This is a genomic window from Halomonas sp., assembly GCF_034520545.1.
In the GTDB taxonomy this organism is placed as follows: domain Bacteria; phylum Pseudomonadota; class Gammaproteobacteria; order Pseudomonadales; family Halomonadaceae; genus Halomonas.
In genome coordinates, this window is record NZ_JAXHNN010000010.1 from 325,431 (window position 1) to 341,416 (window position 15,986).

The 15,986-nt window shown below is 65.3% G+C and carries 14 protein-coding genes; 6 read left to right on the plus strand and 8 right to left on the minus strand.

Going from position 1 to position 15,986, the window contains the following annotated elements; genetic code table 11:
- Positions 1 to 36 precede the first annotated feature (36 nt).
- Complete coding sequence (locus U5L98_RS10070; RefSeq protein WP_322558186.1) at positions 37 to 1,746, plus strand: SulP family inorganic anion transporter; 1,710 nt, start codon at positions 37 to 39, stop codon at positions 1,744 to 1,746.
- A gap of 22 nt (positions 1,747 to 1,768) precedes the next feature.
- Here U5L98_RS10070 and lhgO read toward each other — a convergent pair whose 3' ends face one another.
- Entirely contained in the window at positions 1,769 to 2,968 is a 1,200-nt protein-coding gene (lhgO, locus tag U5L98_RS10075) for an L-2-hydroxyglutarate oxidase (protein ID WP_322558187.1), read from the minus strand.
- Positions 2,969 to 3,111: 143 nt separating this feature from the next.
- Here lhgO and csiR point away from each other — a divergent pair, with 143 nt between their 5' ends.
- On the plus strand, positions 3,112 to 3,798 hold the full coding sequence (gene csiR / locus U5L98_RS10080) for a DNA-binding transcriptional regulator CsiR (RefSeq protein ID WP_322558188.1): 687 nt from the start codon (positions 3,112 to 3,114) through the stop codon (positions 3,796 to 3,798).
- A gap of 210 nt (positions 3,799 to 4,008) precedes the next feature.
- Positions 4,009 to 4,221 (plus strand): hypothetical protein, encoded by a 213-nt coding sequence (locus U5L98_RS10085; RefSeq protein ID WP_322558189.1) that lies wholly within the window; start codon positions 4,009 to 4,011, stop codon positions 4,219 to 4,221.
- 16 nt (positions 4,222 to 4,237) lie between these two features.
- Here U5L98_RS10085 and U5L98_RS10090 read toward each other — a convergent pair whose 3' ends face one another.
- Genes U5L98_RS10090 through U5L98_RS10100 form a run of 3 tightly spaced genes read right to left on the minus strand, consistent with a single transcriptional unit; the run spans position 4,238 to position 6,647 of the window.
- Positions 4,238 to 5,170: a biotin-dependent carboxyltransferase family protein gene (locus tag U5L98_RS10090; protein ID WP_322558190.1), complete on the minus strand. Its 933-nt coding sequence runs from the start codon at positions 5,168 to 5,170 to the stop codon at positions 4,238 to 4,240.
- Entirely contained in the window at positions 5,167 to 5,895 is a 729-nt protein-coding gene (gene pxpB, locus U5L98_RS10095; RefSeq protein ID WP_322558191.1) for a 5-oxoprolinase subunit PxpB, read from the minus strand. The genes U5L98_RS10090 and pxpB overlap by 4 nt, the downstream gene beginning before the upstream one ends.
- Complete coding sequence (locus U5L98_RS10100) at positions 5,892 to 6,647, minus strand: 5-oxoprolinase subunit PxpA (protein ID WP_322558192.1); 756 nt, start codon at positions 6,645 to 6,647, stop codon at positions 5,892 to 5,894. Before U5L98_RS10100 ends, pxpB begins: the two co-directional genes overlap by 4 nt.
- A 201-nt stretch (positions 6,648 to 6,848) precedes the next feature.
- Between U5L98_RS10100 and U5L98_RS10105 the strand changes: the two genes are divergently transcribed.
- From U5L98_RS10105 to U5L98_RS10115, 3 genes are all read left to right on the plus strand, one after another.
- Positions 6,849 to 7,850, plus strand: coding sequence for a TRAP transporter substrate-binding protein (locus U5L98_RS10105; RefSeq protein ID WP_322558193.1), 1,002 nt, complete (start codon positions 6,849 to 6,851; stop codon positions 7,848 to 7,850).
- Positions 7,851 to 7,961: 111 nt separating this feature from the next.
- Positions 7,962 to 8,513 carry a TRAP transporter small permease gene (locus tag U5L98_RS10110; RefSeq protein ID WP_322558194.1) on the plus strand — a complete coding sequence of 184 codons (552 nt, stop codon included), beginning with the start codon at positions 7,962 to 7,964 and terminating at the stop codon, positions 8,511 to 8,513.
- 16 nt (positions 8,514 to 8,529) lie between these two features.
- Positions 8,530 to 9,825 carry a TRAP transporter large permease subunit gene (locus tag U5L98_RS10115; protein ID WP_322558195.1) on the plus strand — a complete coding sequence of 432 codons (1,296 nt, stop codon included), beginning with the start codon at positions 8,530 to 8,532 and terminating at the stop codon, positions 9,823 to 9,825.
- A gap of 25 nt (positions 9,826 to 9,850) precedes the next feature.
- Here the strand turns inward: U5L98_RS10115 and U5L98_RS10120 are convergent, their stop codons facing one another.
- The 4 genes from U5L98_RS10120 to U5L98_RS10135 form a co-directional block, all read right to left on the minus strand.
- Positions 9,851 to 11,674 carry a protein kinase domain-containing protein gene (locus U5L98_RS10120; protein WP_322558196.1) on the minus strand — a complete coding sequence of 608 codons (1,824 nt, stop codon included), beginning with the start codon at positions 11,672 to 11,674 and terminating at the stop codon, positions 9,851 to 9,853.
- A gap of 1 nt (position 11,675) precedes the next feature.
- A complete protein-coding gene (locus tag U5L98_RS10125) occupies positions 11,676 to 13,253 on the minus strand; it encodes an AAA family ATPase (RefSeq protein WP_322558197.1) in 1,578 nt (525 codons plus the stop codon).
- Between the two features lie 125 nt (positions 13,254 to 13,378).
- A complete protein-coding gene (locus U5L98_RS10130) occupies positions 13,379 to 14,980 on the minus strand; it encodes a dihydrolipoyllysine-residue acetyltransferase (RefSeq protein WP_322558198.1) in 1,602 nt (533 codons plus the stop codon).
- Between the two features lie 28 nt (positions 14,981 to 15,008).
- Positions 15,009 to 15,986 (minus strand): alpha-ketoacid dehydrogenase subunit beta, encoded by a 978-nt coding sequence (locus tag U5L98_RS10135; RefSeq protein WP_322558199.1) that lies wholly within the window; start codon positions 15,984 to 15,986, stop codon positions 15,009 to 15,011.

Consider the following 15,986-nt stretch of genomic DNA (forward strand, 5'->3'; position numbering starts at 1 on the left):
TTCCCGTCGACCCAGCCACCGACATGGCGAACACGGATGCTCAAGCGCTACCTGCCGATCATCACCTGGTTGCCCCACTACACCTACCGATTGGCGGGCGCCGACCTGCTGGCCGGGGTGATCGTCACCGTGCTGGTGATACCCCAGTCGCTGGCCTATGCCCTGCTCGCCGGCCTGCCGGCCGTGGTCGGGCTTTATGCCAGCATCTTGCCGGCCATCGCCTATGCCCTGCTCGGCACCAGCCGCACCCTGGCCGTGGGTCCAGTGGCTATCATCGCCCTGATGAGCGGTGCGGCCCTTACCGGAGTGGCTGCCCCCGGCACTGCGGCCTATCTGCAAGCCGCGCTGGTCCTCTCGCTGCTCTCCGGACTGATGCTCACGGCAATGGGCCTGCTGCGCCTGGGCTTCTTCGCCAACTTCCTGAGTCATCCGGTCATCGCGGGGTTTCTCTCCAGTTCGGCATTACTGATCGCCGCCAGTCAGGCTGCGCACCTGCTGGGCATCGAGGCGAGCGGCTTCACCGCGCTGGACCTGGTGGTCAGTATCGGCGGTGAACTGGGTCAGATCCATTGGCCGACTCTGCTGCTCGGCCTGGGCTGTCTGACATTCCTGGTCGGGATGCGACTTTACGGGGAACGGGCACTTCGGGCGGTGAAGCTGCCCAAGGAGCTCGCCTCTCTGCTGACTCGGGCCGGCGCGGTGATCGCGGTCATCGTGACGACGCTGCTGAGCTGGTGGCTGGGTCTTGCAGAGAGGGGCGTGGCGGTGGTCGGCGCCATCCCGGCGGGGTTGCCGCCCCTCAGTCTGCCGCCGCTGGATCTGCCACTCTGGCGCAGCTTGCTGATTCCTGCGCTACTGATCAGCGTGGTGGGCTTCGTCGAATCGATCTCCATGGCCCAGATGCTGGCGGCGAAGCGCCGCGAGCGAATCTCGCCCAACCAGGAGCTGGTGGGCCTGGGGGGTGCCAACCTGGCCGCGGCCTTCAGCGGGGGCATGCCGGTCACCGGGGGTCTGTCGCGAACAGTGATCAACTTCGAGTCCGGGGCTCGCACGCCCATGGCCGGCCTCTTCGCGGCGCTTGGCATCGGTGCAGTGACCCTCGCGCTGACCCCCTTGTTGCAGCATCTGCCCATCGCCACTCTGGCGGCCATCATCACCGTCTCCATCCTGACCCTGGTGGATATCCCTCTGGTACGCCAGACCTGGCGGTATTCGCGCAGCGACTTCTCGGCCATGGCAGTGACCATCGTGCTAACCCTGGTAGAGGGCGTCGAGACCGGCATCATCTCGGGCGTACTGCTCTCCATCGCCCTCTTCCTCTATCGCACCAGTCGCCCACACAGCGTGCTGGTGGGACGCATCGAAGGCACCGAACACTTCCGCAGTACCAAGCGCCACGAGACCGAGACCGTCAGCCACCTGGCCATGCTGCGCATCGACGAGAGCCTCTACTTCGCCAATGCCCGCTATCTCGAGGACACCGTTTACGCGCTGGTGGCAAGCCGCCCCGAACTCGAACACGTAGTGCTGATCTGCTCGGCGGTCAACCTGATCGACGCCTCGGCATTGGAGAGCCTGGATGCCATCAACGCCCGGCTCGAGGATTCCGGGGTCACCATGCATCTGGCCGAGGTCAAGGGGCCGGTGATGGACCGCCTCAAGCACAGTGACTTCCTCGACGACCTCACCGGCCGGGTCTTCCTGAGCACCTATGCAGCCTGGATCGAGCTCAAGCGCTCGCCCTAAACGGCCTGATAGCCGGGCCATGTCAGCCGACCTCCACCTGTTCCTTCACCTTGTCGACGATGTAGCGCCCGATGGGCAGCGCCGAGGTCGCCGCCGGCGACGGCGCGTTGCAGACGTTAACGGTGCGCCGGGTATTGACGAACAGGAAGTCGTCGATGAGCCTGCCGTCACGGGAGACAGCCTGGGCACGCACCCCGGAAGGGCAGGGCTGAAGATCGTCTAGCGTCAGTTCCGGACAGTATCGGCGCACCAGGGCCAGGTAACGGCGGCGGGAAAAAGAGTTGCGTAGTTCCGCCAGCCCCGGCTGCACATTACTGGACAGCATTCGCCACACCCCGGGATGGGTAAACAGCCGCGCCAGGTCCGGCAACGAGACATCCGACTTGCGATACCCCTCACGCGCCAGCGCCAGCACGGCATTGGGACCCAGGGTAACGCCGCCGTCGATCATCGGCGTCATATGCAGACCGAGGAAGGGCATGGCCGGATCGGGGATGGGGTAGATCAGGTGATCGACGATGCCGTTTCGCGCCTCGGGGAGGCGGAAATATTCGCCGCGGAAGGGGCAGATGATGAAGCCGGGATCACGTCCCAGCATTCTCACGATACGGTCGGCCATCAGCCCCGCGCAGGAGATCAGGTAGCGGGACGAGAACTCGTCGCCTCGCGTCCTGACCACCACCTCGCCGGGCCGCTCGTCGATACCGGTGACTTCCTGGTCGAAACGGAGCTGTCCACCACGTTGCTCGAATGCCTCGGCCATGGCCAGGGTGACCCGGGAGTAGTCGACGATACCGCTGGAGGGCACGAAGAGGGCCCCGACACCGGTGATCGACGGCTCACGTTCGCGCAGTGCCTCAGGGGATAGCCACTCCCGCTCGAGACCGTTGGCACCGGTACGCTCCCAGAGCCCCTGCATCCGCTCAAGTTCGAGGTCGTTGGTGGCCACCAGTAACTTGCCGCAGATGCGGGTCTCGATGCCATGGGCCTCACAGAACGCCAGGGTGGCCCGATTGCCCTCGCGGCAGAAGCGCGCCTTGAGGCTGCCAGGAGGATAATAGACACCGGCATGAATGACCCCGCTGTTGCGGCTACTCTGGTGGTGGGCCGGGCCTGACTCCTTCTCCAGCAGCAGGATGCGCCGATCGGGAAAGGTCTCGCTCAGCTGCATGGCGGTGGACATGCCGATGATACCCCCGCCGATGATGATGAAGTCGTACACGGCTCACCTCAGAATGACAGGCATACGACTGGAGAATATCCATGATCCAGGTCTGTTTCCATTTTTTGACGCTACACAACACGATTCACCACAGTGGCGATGATTCGGTATGATAACCAACACATTCGAAACGGCAGCGCGCCATGGACACCTCATCGAAACAGAACATGGGCGTCAGTGCCTACCACTGGCTGAAGCGCGACATCATACGCGGGGTCTTCACACCCGGCGAGAAGCTGCTGATGAGTGGACTCAAGGAGCGTTATGGGCTGGGCATCGGCCCCCTACGCGAGGCACTTTCACAGCTGGTGGCCGAGAGCCTGGTGGTGGCCATCAGTCAGCGTGGCTATCGGGTGGCGCCCATGTCGCTGTCGGAGCTCGCCGACCTCTATGACGCCCGGGCCCAGCTCGAGGGGCTGATCCTGGAGCTCGCCATCCAACGAGGGGGCGACGACTGGGAGGCCGAGATCCTGGCCAAGGCCCATACGCTGGCCAAGGTGACGGAGGTCAACAGTTCCGAGGAGCTGCTGGATGTCTGGGATACCCGCCACAAGGCCTTCCACACAGCCATCGCCGCCGGCTGCAACTCCCCCCATCTGCTTAAGGTCCGCCATAGCCTGTTCGACCAGGTGGAGCGCTATCGCCATCTATGGCTACGCGAGACGGTCTTCTCCGCCGAGGCCCTGGAGCGCAAGCGGCGCGAGCATGCCGCGCTGGTGGAGGTCATTCTCTCCCGCGACGCCCAGCGTGCCGCCGAAATGATGCGCGAGCACCTGATGACGCCAGTCCCCATCATCACCGAAGTCATGCGTCGGCAAGGACTGGCTTGAGCAGCGACCAGCGCTTGCCTGCCCAGCTTGAACCCGGCCCCGCCATCACCAGAGATGGCGACACTAACTTCCGCCATATCAGCGTCAAGACGATGTCACGATGCTGTCACCCTGGCGCGGCAGACTCTTGGGCGTGACAGGGCGGAACAAGCATTTTATCGTATAAGGACGATCAGGCCGCCCGGGACCGGTCCATATGGAGACGACAACATGCCTCACCTACTTAGATTCCCTCGCGACCTGGAAGCTCGGCTGGAACGTGCCAGCCACCACACCGGCATCACCAAGGCCGAGCTGATCGAGCGCCTGGTTCAGGACGGTTTGACCGACCTGGAGACCCAACTGCTCCTCGAGGATACCGCAACACCCCGGGGCGAGCGCAGCATCGACCAGCTCCTGCGCGAGAGCGGCCTGGGCGCCTGAAGCGGCGTCTCGGGTCTCAGGTAAAAGCGATGCGGAAGCGTCGATAGCCCGCCAGAGCCTGTTCGGTCGTTACCGCCTTAAGCCTTACCTCCTGTCCCGGCAGGCACTGCGCCAGCCGTGAGCTGGCAAGCGGCGTCAGTGCCCCGAGTCGAGGATAGCCGCCGATGGTCTGGCGATCATTGAGCAGGGCAATGGGCTGGCCGTCGGGCGGTACCTGCACTGCACCCAGGCCGATCCCCTCGGAAATCATGCTGGTCATCCGGCATTGAAGTCGCGGGCCGGTCAGGCGAACGCCCATGCGATCGGCACGATCGTCCACTCGCCAGGGCGCGTTGAACGCCTGAAAGAGACTCGCCCCGCTGAACTCGGCTATCTGGGCGCCGGGCAGCAGCGCCAGCTCGGCCGGCCGCCCATAGTCATATCGCTCTTCCCGGGGGGCTTCGCTTCCGGCGGAGGTCCGACGCGGCATGACCTTCAGACAATCTCCCTCGCCAAGCCGGTGCCCCTGGCCGTCATGGCCGCCCAGCCCCTCGCGCACCACACAGGCGACGCTACCAAGCACAGGCTGCGCCACGAAACCACCAGCCACCGCCAGGTAGGCCCTCAGGCCATTGATCGGTGAACCAAACGTGAGTCGCTGACCCGCTTTCACGGGAAGCGAGCGCCAGAGGGGCAGCGCCTCGCCATCCAGGGTCGCCGACAGGTCGGCCCCCGCCACCGCCACGACGAGGTCGCGTTCGGCCAGGAGCGCAAGGCCACCGAAGGTCACCTCCAGGGCCGGCGTTCCCCAGGGATTGCCCACAAGGTGGTTGGCCCAGGCCCAGCCATGCAGATCCGCCGGCCCGCCCTGGGTCACCCCCAGCCGGCGCACGCCGAAACGACCGGCATCCTGTAGCAGCGCCAGGGGGCCGGCACGCGTCACGCTCAGGGCGTCTACTGGATGCCTCATGTCTCCTCCTCCATGGGGCGGGTGTCGCCCCCCTGGCGCTCGAACTCCGCGCGGTCGATGGGCACGAAGCGCACCCGGTCACCCACCCGGAGCAGGCTGAACCCCTCCCGGTCGCGGTCGAAGAGCACTGCCGGGGTCCGGCCGATGAGGTTCCACCCGCCGGGCGTGACCGCGGGGTAGGCCGAGGTCTGCCGTCCAGCCACGGCCACGCTGCCCGCCGGCACACGACGCCGCGGGGTGTCCAGGCGAGGGGCCTCGATACGGGCGTCGACGCTGCCCATGAAGGCGAAACCGGGTGCAAAGCCCAGGGCGAAGACCCGGTAACTGCGCTCACTATGGCAGGCTACAACCTCCTCGAGGCTCATCCCGGCGAGTTCGGCAAGTCGCGACAGTTCAGGCCCCACCGAGGCGTCGTACCAGACCGGCAGTACCTTGACCGGGGCGTCTGCCGTCGCTTCGTCAGGCTGCAGCCGCTCAAGTATCTCGAGCAGCCAGCGTCTGGCCTCGCCGGGCGAGAGTCGCAGCGGGTCGAAGATCACCAGCAGGGTGGTATAGGACGGCACCAGATCGACCAGGCGGTCGCCGAACGTCACCTCGCACTCCCTCACCAGGGCGGTGAGCCAGGGCATGTTGCCCTCGTCGATGGCATCGAACAGCCGCACTACCCAGCCGTCCAGTCCGGCGGACTCGAGGCGCGGCAGCCCCTGCGGAAACGCGCCGCTCATGAGGCGCTCGCCAGGCCGTTGAGGGCCTCACGAATCGCCTTGATGGCGGCGATCGATTCAGGATTGTCTCCATGCACGCAGAGCGTATCGGCGGCCAGCACGAGATCGCTGCCGTCGCTGGCCGTGAGCGGCTCGCCGCGGGCGATGCGCTGCGCCTGGTCGACGATCACCTCGGGGTCGTGGTGCACGGCGCCCAGCTCTCGCCGGGAGACCAGCCGTCCCTCGCCGTCGTAGGCGCGATCGGCGAAGGCCTCGAACCACAGCGTCACGCCATGCCGCTCGGCCAGCTCCCGGGCCGCGGCGGGATCCCGTGTGGCCATCACCATCAACGGCAGGCGGGCGTCGAAGGCCACCAGTGCACGCATCACCGCGTCGAGAATCTCGGGGTCACGCATCATGTCGTTGTAGAGCGCGCCGTGGGGCTTGACGTAACAGACTTCCAGGCCCTCTGCCCGGCAGACTCCGGCCAGGGCACCGAGCTGGTAAAGCACCAGATTCTCGACCTCCTCGGCCGAGCAGGCCATCGAACGCCGCCCGAAGCCGACCATGTCCGGATAGGCGGGATGGGCGCCCACGGTGACGCTATAGCGCTTGGCCAGCCGCACGGTCATGCGGATCACGTCGGGATCTGAGGCGTGGAAACCGCAGGCCACATTGGCCAGGTCCACATGCGGCATCACCTCGTGGTCCAAGCCCATGACCCAGGGACCGAAACTCTCGCCCATATCGGCATTGAGCAGCAGGGTCTTCATGATGATCCATCTCCTCTGCGATGATTAGCGAGAATCTATCAAGGTTTAATCAACAAGACATCGCGGTTTAACCTGCATATCGTTGATTCGACATGCCGGGCCGGCCCGACCCTCTTCGCGAACAGTCGCTAGACTCCTTCTGGAAGGCCCGCTGTTCGATATCCTGCAGCGACCACCATAACCCGACACGAGGTACCGCCCATGACTGCCCGCTTCCGTATATTGCCTCTGACCTCGGCTGCCGCCATAGGTATCAGCCTAGCCACACTGGGCAACACCGCCCAGGCCGCGACCGAGTGGGACATGCCGACCCCTTACGGCGACATGACCTTCCACACGGTCAATATCCGCGAGTTCGCCGACGACGTGCGTGAGGCGACCGATGGCGAACTGGACATCACCGTCCACTCCAACGGCTCGCTGATCGGCCATGCCGAGATCAAGAACTCGGTGCGTCGCGGCATCGTGCCCATCGGCGAGCTGATCATGTCTCGCCTGGCCAACGAGAATGCGATCTTCGAGGTCGACTCAGTGCCCTACCTGGCGACCGGCTACGAGGATGCTCAAAGCCTCTGGGAGGCCTCACAGGAGGTCATTTCCGAGGAGCTCGCCGAACAGCAGCTGCGCCTGCTGTTCGCCGTTCCCTGGCCACCCCAGGGCATCTATACCCAGCAGGCTCTGGAGCAACCTGACGACCTGAAGAACCTGAGCATGCGGGCCTACAACACCGCCAGCGAACGGATCGCCCAACTGGTCGGCGCCGTGCCGACTCAAGTTGAAGTGCCTGACATCCCCACCGCCTTCAGCACCGGCCGCGTCGACGCCATGATCACCTCGCCGGCCACCGGTGCCGATACCAAGGCCTGGGATTACCTGAGCCACTTCAACCATGCCCAGCTGTGGCTGCCGAAGAACATGGTGATCGTCAGCGAGAAGGCCTTCTCGCGCCTCGATGAGGCCACCCGGGAAGCCGTGCTTCAGGCCGCCGCCGAGGCCGAGACACGCGGCTGGGAAATGAGCCGCCAGGAAACCGACGATGCCCTCGCGGTGCTCAAGGAAAACGGTATCGAGGTCAGCAAGCCGACACCCGAGTTGGCCGCCCTGCTCAAGGAGGTCGGCGAAACCATGACCGAGGAATGGGCCGGCCGCGCCGGTGATCAGGGGGCCGCTATCCTCGAGGCCTACGAGGCTGCCCGCGACTGATTTGCCACCCGCCGGGACAATAGGCGCCTGTCGGACTTGCCCGATCTCGCAGTAGATCAGCGTCAAGTCCGCCAGGCTTCTAGGCCCCAGCCCCTGCTCACGGTTTCCGCCATGACCTTCCGCCTACGACCGCTCTACAACCTGGGGGGCTACCTGGCCGCCCTATGTCTGTGCCTGATCTGCGCCCTAATCACCGCCCAGATCCTCGGGCGAATCGTCGATCGCATCGCCACCGGGATCGGCGGCGACCGCATCGGCCTGGCGATTCCCGGCCTCTCGGAGATTTCCGGCTTCCTGCTGGTCGGCGCCAGCTTCCTGGGGCTCGCCTACACCTTCGTGAATGGCGGCCATATTCGCGTGACGCTGCTGGTCGGGCGACTCCCCCCCGCACCACGCGCCTTCGTCGAGGTCTTCTGCCTGAGTATCGCCCTGGTGCTGTGCCTGTATCTTGGTTGGTACCTCTACTGGCTGCTCGACGACAGCATCGCCTTCGGCGAGACCTCGTACGGCCTGGTTAATATTCCGCTGTGGATCCCCCAGTCGGCCATGCTCGGCGGCATCGTACTGTTCTGCCTGGCGCTGGCCGAGGCCTGGCTTTCCACTCTGCTGACCGCCGTGACCCGGCCGTCCACCTTCACCATCGACGACAGCGGCCAGGAATGAGCCCGGGAGAACTCGCATGCTTGTGATGATGGCCGTGCTCTTCGGGGTCCTCCTGCTGCTGCTAGGCAGCGGCGTCTGGGTCGCCTTCTCGCTGCTCGCGCTAGGATGGCTTGGACTCTCGCAGTTCACCTCGGTGCCCACCGGCGATGTGCTCGCCTCCAACGTCTGGGGCGAGAGCTACAGCTGGGAGCTGACCGCCCTGCCGATGTTCATCTGGATGGGCGAAATACTCTTCCGCTCGCGGCTCGCCGACGACATGTTCACCGGTCTCTCGCCCTGGATGCAGCGCATCCCCGGGCGCCTGCTCCACACCAACGTGATCGGCTGCGGCCTGTTCGCCGCCGTCTCGGGCTCCTCGGCGGCCACCTGCGCCACCATGGGCAAGATGACCATTCCTGAACTCACCCGCCGCGGCTACGACGAGCAGCTGATCATCGGCACCCTGGCCGGCTCGGCGACCCTCGGCCTGCTGATTCCGCCCTCGATCATCCTGATCGTCTACGGCGTGGCCACCGACCAGTCCATCGCCCGACTCTTCATGGCCGGCATCTTCCCCGGGCTGCTGCTGATCTCGCTGTTCGCCGGCTACCTGATGCTCTGGTCCTGGCGCTTTCCGGACAAGATCCCCCCCGCCGAGACCGGCCTGCCGCTGGGCGAGAAGCTGCGCAGGGCACGCCGCCTGATTCCCTTGCTGGGCCTGATCGTCGGAGTCATCGGTTCGATCTATGCCGGCCTGGCCTCCCCCACCGAGGCCGCCGCCGTGGGGGTGGTGCTCTCGCTGCTGCTGGCCAGTACCCAGGGCAGCATGGACCGCACGGTGTTCCGCGATGCCCTGCTCGGGGCGGTACGCACCTCGACCATGATCGCCTTCATCCTGGCGGGTGCTGCCTTCCTCACCGCCGCCATGGGCTTCACCGGCCTACCCCGGGAGCTCGCCGCCTGGATCGGCACCATGGACCTCTCCCCGTTTATGCTGCTTGCGGCGTTGACTCTGCTGTTCATCCTGCTGGGCTGTTTCCTGGATGGCATCTCGGTGGTGGTCCTGACCACCTCCATCATGCTGCCCATGGTCGAAGCCGCCGACATCGACCTGATCTGGTTCGGCATCTACCTGGTGATTGTGGTGGAGATGTCGCAGATCACCCCGCCGGTCGGCTTCAACCTCTTCGTGCTGCAGGGCATGACGGGGCGCAATATCCTGTCGATCGCCTGGGCGGCCATGCCGTTCTTCTTCCTGATGATGCTCGGCGTGGTGCTGATCAGCCTTTTCCCTGGCATCGCCACCTGGCTGCCACAGGCGATGGGCAATTGAGCGGCCAGGGGCAACGTGGCTCGATCTACTCGACGGCCCGGCGCGGATCGCGAGGATAGAAGCGCTCGGGCTGGCGCTCGATATGGGTGAAGAAGCGTGTGTCCTTGTAGGGCATTTTCATGAAGCCCGAGACGCCTAGCCCCTCGATCAGCCCCACTGCATCGAGAATGTCATCCAGGCGACGCCGAAACTCTTCCTCCCGGGAGGGGTCGAGCAGCCGGTAGTGGCTGTGGATCTTGAGGTGCTGGGGCAGCGCCTCGAAGATGATCATGCCCGTGTGATGGATGTCGTTGAGCGCCTCGAGCGAGGCAATGATCGCCTGGGGGAGCACCAGGAACTCCTCCGGGTCCGGACCATCCTCGAAGTAGCTGTGCAGGCGCGAGCGGTCCTCGAATTCAGGCACAGCGCTGACCTCATAGTGCAGCCGCATCCCGGGCAGGACCTCGAAGGACGCCTCGACGCTCTCCCGATCCAGGTGCAGGGTGTCGCGGGCATTGAACAGGCAGCTCTTGAAGATGCCACGACGGTGGATCGCCCGGGCCAGGGTCACCATGTTGTTGACCGCGGCGATGAAGGCTCCGCGGCGCTCCGGATCATGCAGGTTGAGTGAGGTGTCGATATAGACCCCATCGGCCTCCCATCGCACCGCCAGCCCGCCGACCACCGGGTACTTGCCCAGCCGGCTCACCGCTGCCAGAAAGGCCTTCTCGGTCTCGCCCATGTTCTGCATGAAGTTCTTGTAATAGCGATCGAGCTGAACGTCGTTGATGTCGTTGAGGGTCTCATGCCCCCCCTCCTCGCGCAGGAAGGATTTGCGCGAGCTGTAGACCACGGTGTCGATCTCATGATTCGCCGGGTGACTCCAGACCGGCACCAGGGGCGTCTCCTGGGGAGTGGGCAGGTCAAGCATCACCAGTCGGGCGAGCCGCGGCATCTCGCGAATGAAGTGGTCGCCGGCCAGCATGCGCGTTCGCAGGTCGGGATCGAGCATGCCGTCGAGCATGCGCGCAAATTCCATGGGCAGCCCCAGTGACGTCGCGGGGATGGCCCGGTGGCCGAAGCGACAGGACTGCGCCGAGGCCAGGGCATAAAGCGTGGCCGCCGCGCCCTGCTCGTCGAAGCGCGGCGACGACAGCGCCCCGTTGAGCTGTTCATCGCCGATGAAGTAGACGTCCCCCAGGCGGGCATTGGTCTGCTGCAAGTTGTCCGACATCAGCTCCATGACGTTGGTCGTCACGAACTGCAGGCTGGCATCGAGCTGAGCGAACACCGAGGACCCCCAGTCGATCAGGGCGATGGTCTCGTGGGCATCATCGAAGACCAGGTTGGAAGGCTTGATGTCACCATGCACCACCGGCTTGCCGGCCGGACCGCTCTCGCGGCGCAGGGTGCGCAGGACATCGGCCAGCTGATCGGCGATGCGCACCACCAGGCGTGGCGACAGGCGCCCTTCGTAGAGTGAGACTTCCTCCATGTTGAAGCCCGGAGCACGCTGCATCACCAGCACCGACTGGCTGCGCACCCGCTGGAAGACGATCAGCTTGGGCACACGGGGATGGTCGACCTGCTCCAGCATGAAGGCCTCCTCCTCGAGGCGATCCTGGAGGTGCTGAGGCAGGTTGACGCGCGTGAACTTGAAGACGTACTGCTCACCCAGATCGGTAAGCCCGGCGAAGACGAAACCGTAGGCGCCCTTGCCGATCAGCTCGATATCCCGGTAGCCCAGCTGTTCCAGTTGGGCCTGGCATAGCGCCACCCACTCCTTGAGCTTGCGGGCGTCGTCATGACTGAGCAGGTAGATCGACTGCTCTTCCGGAATGTAGAACTGCTGGAGGGACGCCTGGGTCATGTCAGAAGATCGCTTGTGTGTCGAGCAGACGCTCGCGAATCTGTCGAACCACGGGTTGGGCATCGCTCAAGTCTGCCGTCTCCACGCGCAGGCAGTAGGCTTGCTCAGCCTCGGCCAGGGGACGCGCATCGACCTGTTGACGCTCCATGATCGCCTCGTTCGCCTCGGAGGGGTCGCCCCCCGCCGCTGCTCGGTCACGCAGCCGCTGGCGACGCTGTTGTTCGGCCGCGCAGCACTCGAGCAGCAGGTAGGGCACGCCCTGTGCGCTGGCGACCTCGATCATCTGATCGCGCTGCGCCCGATCCAGGGCCGCCGAGTCGACGATGACGGGATAGCCGGCCGCCAGGGCGCCGGCGGCAAGATCGCCCAGACGCCGGTAGGTCTCGCGGGTGGCTTGCGGGGAGTAGAGGTTCAGATCGGGCCGGGCATGGCTGTCGGCCAGCGGCGTCAGTCCGAACTGTCGCTTGCGCTCGACGTCGGAGCGCAGCCACAAGAGCCCCAACGACGCCGACAGGCGCTGGCTCAGCCAGCTCTTGCCACTGCCGGAGACGCCGGTGGTCACCAGCAAGTAGGGCTGGCGAGGCTGGGCGTAGCGTTCCGCCAGGTCGATGTAGGACTGGTAGGTATCGAGCAGGCGAGCCCGCTCGACGGCATCCAGGTTCGAACTGCCGAGGGTGAGCAACGCGATCTTGGCGCGCACCGTGGCCCGATAGGCCTTGTAGAAGTCGAGCAGCGGCAGGCAATCGAAATCGCCGTAACCCTGCAGGTAGCGGTTAAGCACCCGGTTGGCCAGCTCGTTCGCCCCGCGATGCTCCAGGTCCATGAGCAGGAAGGCCAGGTCGTTACTGGTGTCGATCCAGCGCAAACCGTCGCTGAACTCGATGCAGTCGAACACCGTGACCTCGCCGTGATAGAGCACGATGTTGGCCAGGTGCAGATCACCGTGACACTCGCGGACATGCCCTTCCCGATGGCGACTCCTCAGCTGAAGGTCGAGGCGCTCGAGGGTCTCGCGGGTCCAGGCGGCCAGACGCTCCAGCTGTTCGCGCTGCTGCGGGTCATCGAGCAGCGGTCGGATCTGTTCGAAATTCTCTTCGGCATCCGCCCTCACGCGCGCCGGAGAGCCCAGTGCTTCGTCACGAGTCGCCGGCAAGCCCTGGTGAAAATCGGCCAACTGGTCGGCCAGGGCGTCAAGATGCCCTTCCTCCAGGCGTCCCTCCTCCTGAAGTCGGTCCAGCATCTGCGCCGTGTCGAACTGGCGCATGCGGATGGCGTACTCGAACGGCTCACCCTCGCCGCCCAGCCGCGGCGCCTCCGTGCTGCCGGTGATCGGCACGACGTCCAGATAGAGATCCGGCGCCAGGCGACGATTGAGGCGAACCTCCTCGGCACAGAAGTGGCGGCGCTGTGCCAGAGTGGAGAAGTCGAGAAAGCCGAAGTCCAGGGGCTTCTTGATCTTGTAGGCATAGTCACCGGTGAGCAGCACCCAGGAGATATGGGTCTCGTGCAGTTCGAAATCGTTGACCGGGTGACCGTAGCACTCGGGATCCTGCAGCGCCTGGATCAGTTCACGACTCATGGGCAGTCTCCTGTTTAAGGGGGAGGGGCATAGCGCCACGAGTGTAGAGAATGGGCGGCGATGAACCAAGCGGAAGTGGACCGCGACCATGGCGGCGTAACGCCCGCCATGGCCGTGGCTGTGACTCAGCCCAGATGCAGAAGCATCGTCTCCGGGGCTTCCAGATACCCCTTCCAGGCATTGCAGAAGCGGGCGATGGTACCGCCGTCGATCAGGCGGTGATCCCCTGCCCAGGTGATGGTCATGATCGCCCGCTTCACGACCTCATCGTTGCTGTCGAAGCGCGGCAGCCACTGGGTCTTGCCGATGGCGACGATCGCCACCTCCGGCGCATTGATGATCGGCGCCGCATAGGTCCCACCCAGTGCCCCGATGTTGGAGATGGTGATGGTCCCTCCCTTGAGGTCGGCTGACACCACCCTGCCCTCACGTGCCTCGGCGGTCAGCCGCTGGATCTCGCCGGCGATCTCCAGCAGGGTCAGCCGTTCAACCCCCTTGACATTGGGCACCATCAGCCCCGCCTTGCCATCCACGGCCATACCGATGTTGCAGGACGGCAGATAGTGGATCTCGTTGCCTGCCTCGTTGAGGCGGCTGTTGAGAATCGGGAAGTCGCGGATCGCCAATGCCATGGCCTTCATGAAGAAGGGCATCAGCGTCAGCCGTGCCTCACGAGCCTGGGCCTCGGGCTTGAGGCGCTCACGCATCGCCAGCAGATCGGTGACGTCGAGCTCCTCGCCGTACTGGAAATGCGGGATCGTCGAGGCCGAAGCGACCATCTGGCGGGCCATGGCGGCACGCATGCCGCGTAGTGGCTCGACGCGCACCTCCGCCTCACCGGCTGATGGCCGAGCCGAAGGTGCCGCCTCTCCGGCGGACGCCGACGCCGCCGCGCTCGTATCGCCGCGCTCCAGGAAGGCCTGAACGTCCTCCTTCAGCACCCGGCCCTGCTTGCCGGACCCCGGCACCTGCTCGAGGCGCAACCCCTGCTCGCGCAGCAGGCGGCGCACCGCTGGGCTTGCCGGAATCCGCCCATGGGGGCCGCGTCCACCGGCATGGGCCGCCGCCGAAGAGGTCGCAGGTGCCGCAGGTCGCGGCGCCGGCTCGGATGCTGCAGACGTGGTCGCAGCGGCCTCGCTCGTCTCCTCGGCATGCTCTGGGGCATAGGCGAACAGCGGCGCATGAACCTTGGCAATCTCGCCCTTGGCCACGTGCAACCGGGTGACTCGCCCCGCCTCGGGGGCGGTGATCTCGACCATCGCCTTGTCGGTCATCACATCCACGACCGGCTGGTCTTCCTCGATGTCGTCACCCTCGGCGATGCGCCACTCCACCACCTCGCACTCGACGATCCCCTCGCCGATATCCGGCAGGATAAAGTCCTTGCTGGCACCGCCCGGTGACGATGCCGCCGACGGAGCCGGCTCTGGCTGGGTGCTTTCATCCTTGTCGGCGCCTGGCTGCTGGGCATTTGACTCCGCAGCCGACTCCCCCTCGGCCTCGTAGGCAAACAGCGGCGCATGCACCTTGGCGATTTCGCCCTTGGGCACGTATAGCCGAGTGACTCGCCCCGCCTCCGGCGCGGTGATCTCGACCAGCGCCTTGTCGGTCATCACCTCGACCACCGGCTGGTCCTCCTCGATCACGTCACCCTCGGCGACGCGCCACTCCACTACCTCGCACTCCACGATACCTTCGCCGATATCGGGCAGCTTGAAATCTGTCATCTTGTTTCTCCTGTCCTGAGCCCGGTCGTCAGAAATTCACGGTGGCGCGGATGGCCTCGACGATCTTCAGGTGATCCGCCAGGTACTCCTTCTCCAGCGTCAGCGGGAAGGGCGTATCCATGCCGGTCACCCGAGCAATGGGTGATTCCAGGTACAGGAAGCAGCGCTCCTGAACGACCGCGGCGATCTCGCCGGCGAAGCCCCCGGTGCGCGGCGCCTCGTGGGTGACCACCAGCCGGCCCGTCTTGAACACCGACTCGGCCACGCTGTCCTGGTCCCAGGGCAGCAGGCTGCGCAGGTCGATCACCTCGCAGGAGATGCCGTCCTTCTCGGCCAGTTCCACGGCACGGTCGATCACCTCCATCTGGGCGCCCCAGCCGACCAGGGTCACGTCGGTGCCCTCCTTGGTCACCTCGGCCTCACCGAGGGGCAGCTGATAGTCCTCCTCCGGCACTTCGCCGACGGCCGCCCGGTAGAGACGCTTGGGCTCGAAGAAGATCACCGGATCCGGGTCACGGATAGACGCCAGCAGCAAGCCCTTGGCCTGGTAGGGGTCGCGGGGTATCACGACCTTGAGACCGGGCGTGTGCGCGAAGTAGGCCTCCGGCGACTGGGAGTGATAGAGGCCACCGGCGATACCGCCGCCGTAGGGCGCGCGAATGGTCAGGCCGCCGACGTTGAAGAGGTCACCCGAGCGGTAGCGAAACTTGGCCGTCTCGTTGACGATCTGGTCGAAGGCGGGAAAGATGTAATCGGCGAACTGGATCTCCGCGACCGGCACCGAGCCCTGGGCGGCCAGACCGTTGGCGAAGCCGATGATACCCTGCTCTACCAGCGGCGTATTGAAGCAGCGCGCGCGGCCGTACTTCTCCTGCAAATGGCTGGTGGCGCGGAAGACGCCCCCGAAGCTGCCCACATCCTCGCCGAAGCAGAGCACCTTGTCGTCCTCGCCCATGGCGATGTCCAGGGCGTTGTTGATGGCCTGCAGCATGTTCTTGGTCGGCAT

Excerpts from the sequence above, each read along its gene's own strand:
- U5L98_RS10070 (WP_322558186.1), top strand. The coding sequence starts at position 37 with ATGCTCAAGCGCTACCTGCCGATCATCACCTGGTTGCCCCACTACACC.
- csiR (WP_322558188.1), top strand. The coding sequence starts at position 3,112 with ATGGACACCTCATCGAAACAGAACATGGGCGTCAGTGCCTACCACTGG.
- U5L98_RS10085 (WP_322558189.1), top strand. The coding sequence starts at position 4,009 with ATGCCTCACCTACTTAGATTCCCTCGCGACCTGGAAGCTCGGCTGGAA.
- U5L98_RS10090 (WP_322558190.1), bottom strand. The coding sequence starts at position 5,170 with ATGAGGCATCCAGTAGACGCCCTGAGCGTGACGCGTGCCGGCCCCCTG.
- pxpB (WP_322558191.1), bottom strand. The coding sequence starts at position 5,895 with ATGAGCGGCGCGTTTCCGCAGGGGCTGCCGCGCCTCGAGTCCGCCGGA.
- U5L98_RS10100 (WP_322558192.1), bottom strand. The coding sequence starts at position 6,647 with ATGAAGACCCTGCTGCTCAATGCCGATATGGGCGAGAGTTTCGGTCCC.
- U5L98_RS10105 (WP_322558193.1), top strand. The coding sequence starts at position 6,849 with ATGACTGCCCGCTTCCGTATATTGCCTCTGACCTCGGCTGCCGCCATA.
- U5L98_RS10110 (WP_322558194.1), top strand. The coding sequence starts at position 7,962 with ATGACCTTCCGCCTACGACCGCTCTACAACCTGGGGGGCTACCTGGCC.
- U5L98_RS10115 (WP_322558195.1), top strand. The coding sequence starts at position 8,530 with ATGCTTGTGATGATGGCCGTGCTCTTCGGGGTCCTCCTGCTGCTGCTA.
- U5L98_RS10120 (WP_322558196.1), bottom strand. The coding sequence starts at position 11,674 with ATGACCCAGGCGTCCCTCCAGCAGTTCTACATTCCGGAAGAGCAGTCG.
- U5L98_RS10125 (WP_322558197.1), bottom strand. The coding sequence starts at position 13,253 with ATGAGTCGTGAACTGATCCAGGCGCTGCAGGATCCCGAGTGCTACGGT.
- U5L98_RS10130 (WP_322558198.1), bottom strand. The coding sequence starts at position 14,980 with ATGACAGATTTCAAGCTGCCCGATATCGGCGAAGGTATCGTGGAGTGC.
- U5L98_RS10135 (WP_322558199.1), bottom strand. The coding sequence starts at position 15,986 with ATGCCGACCAAGAACATGCTGCAGGCCATCAACAACGCCCTGGACATC.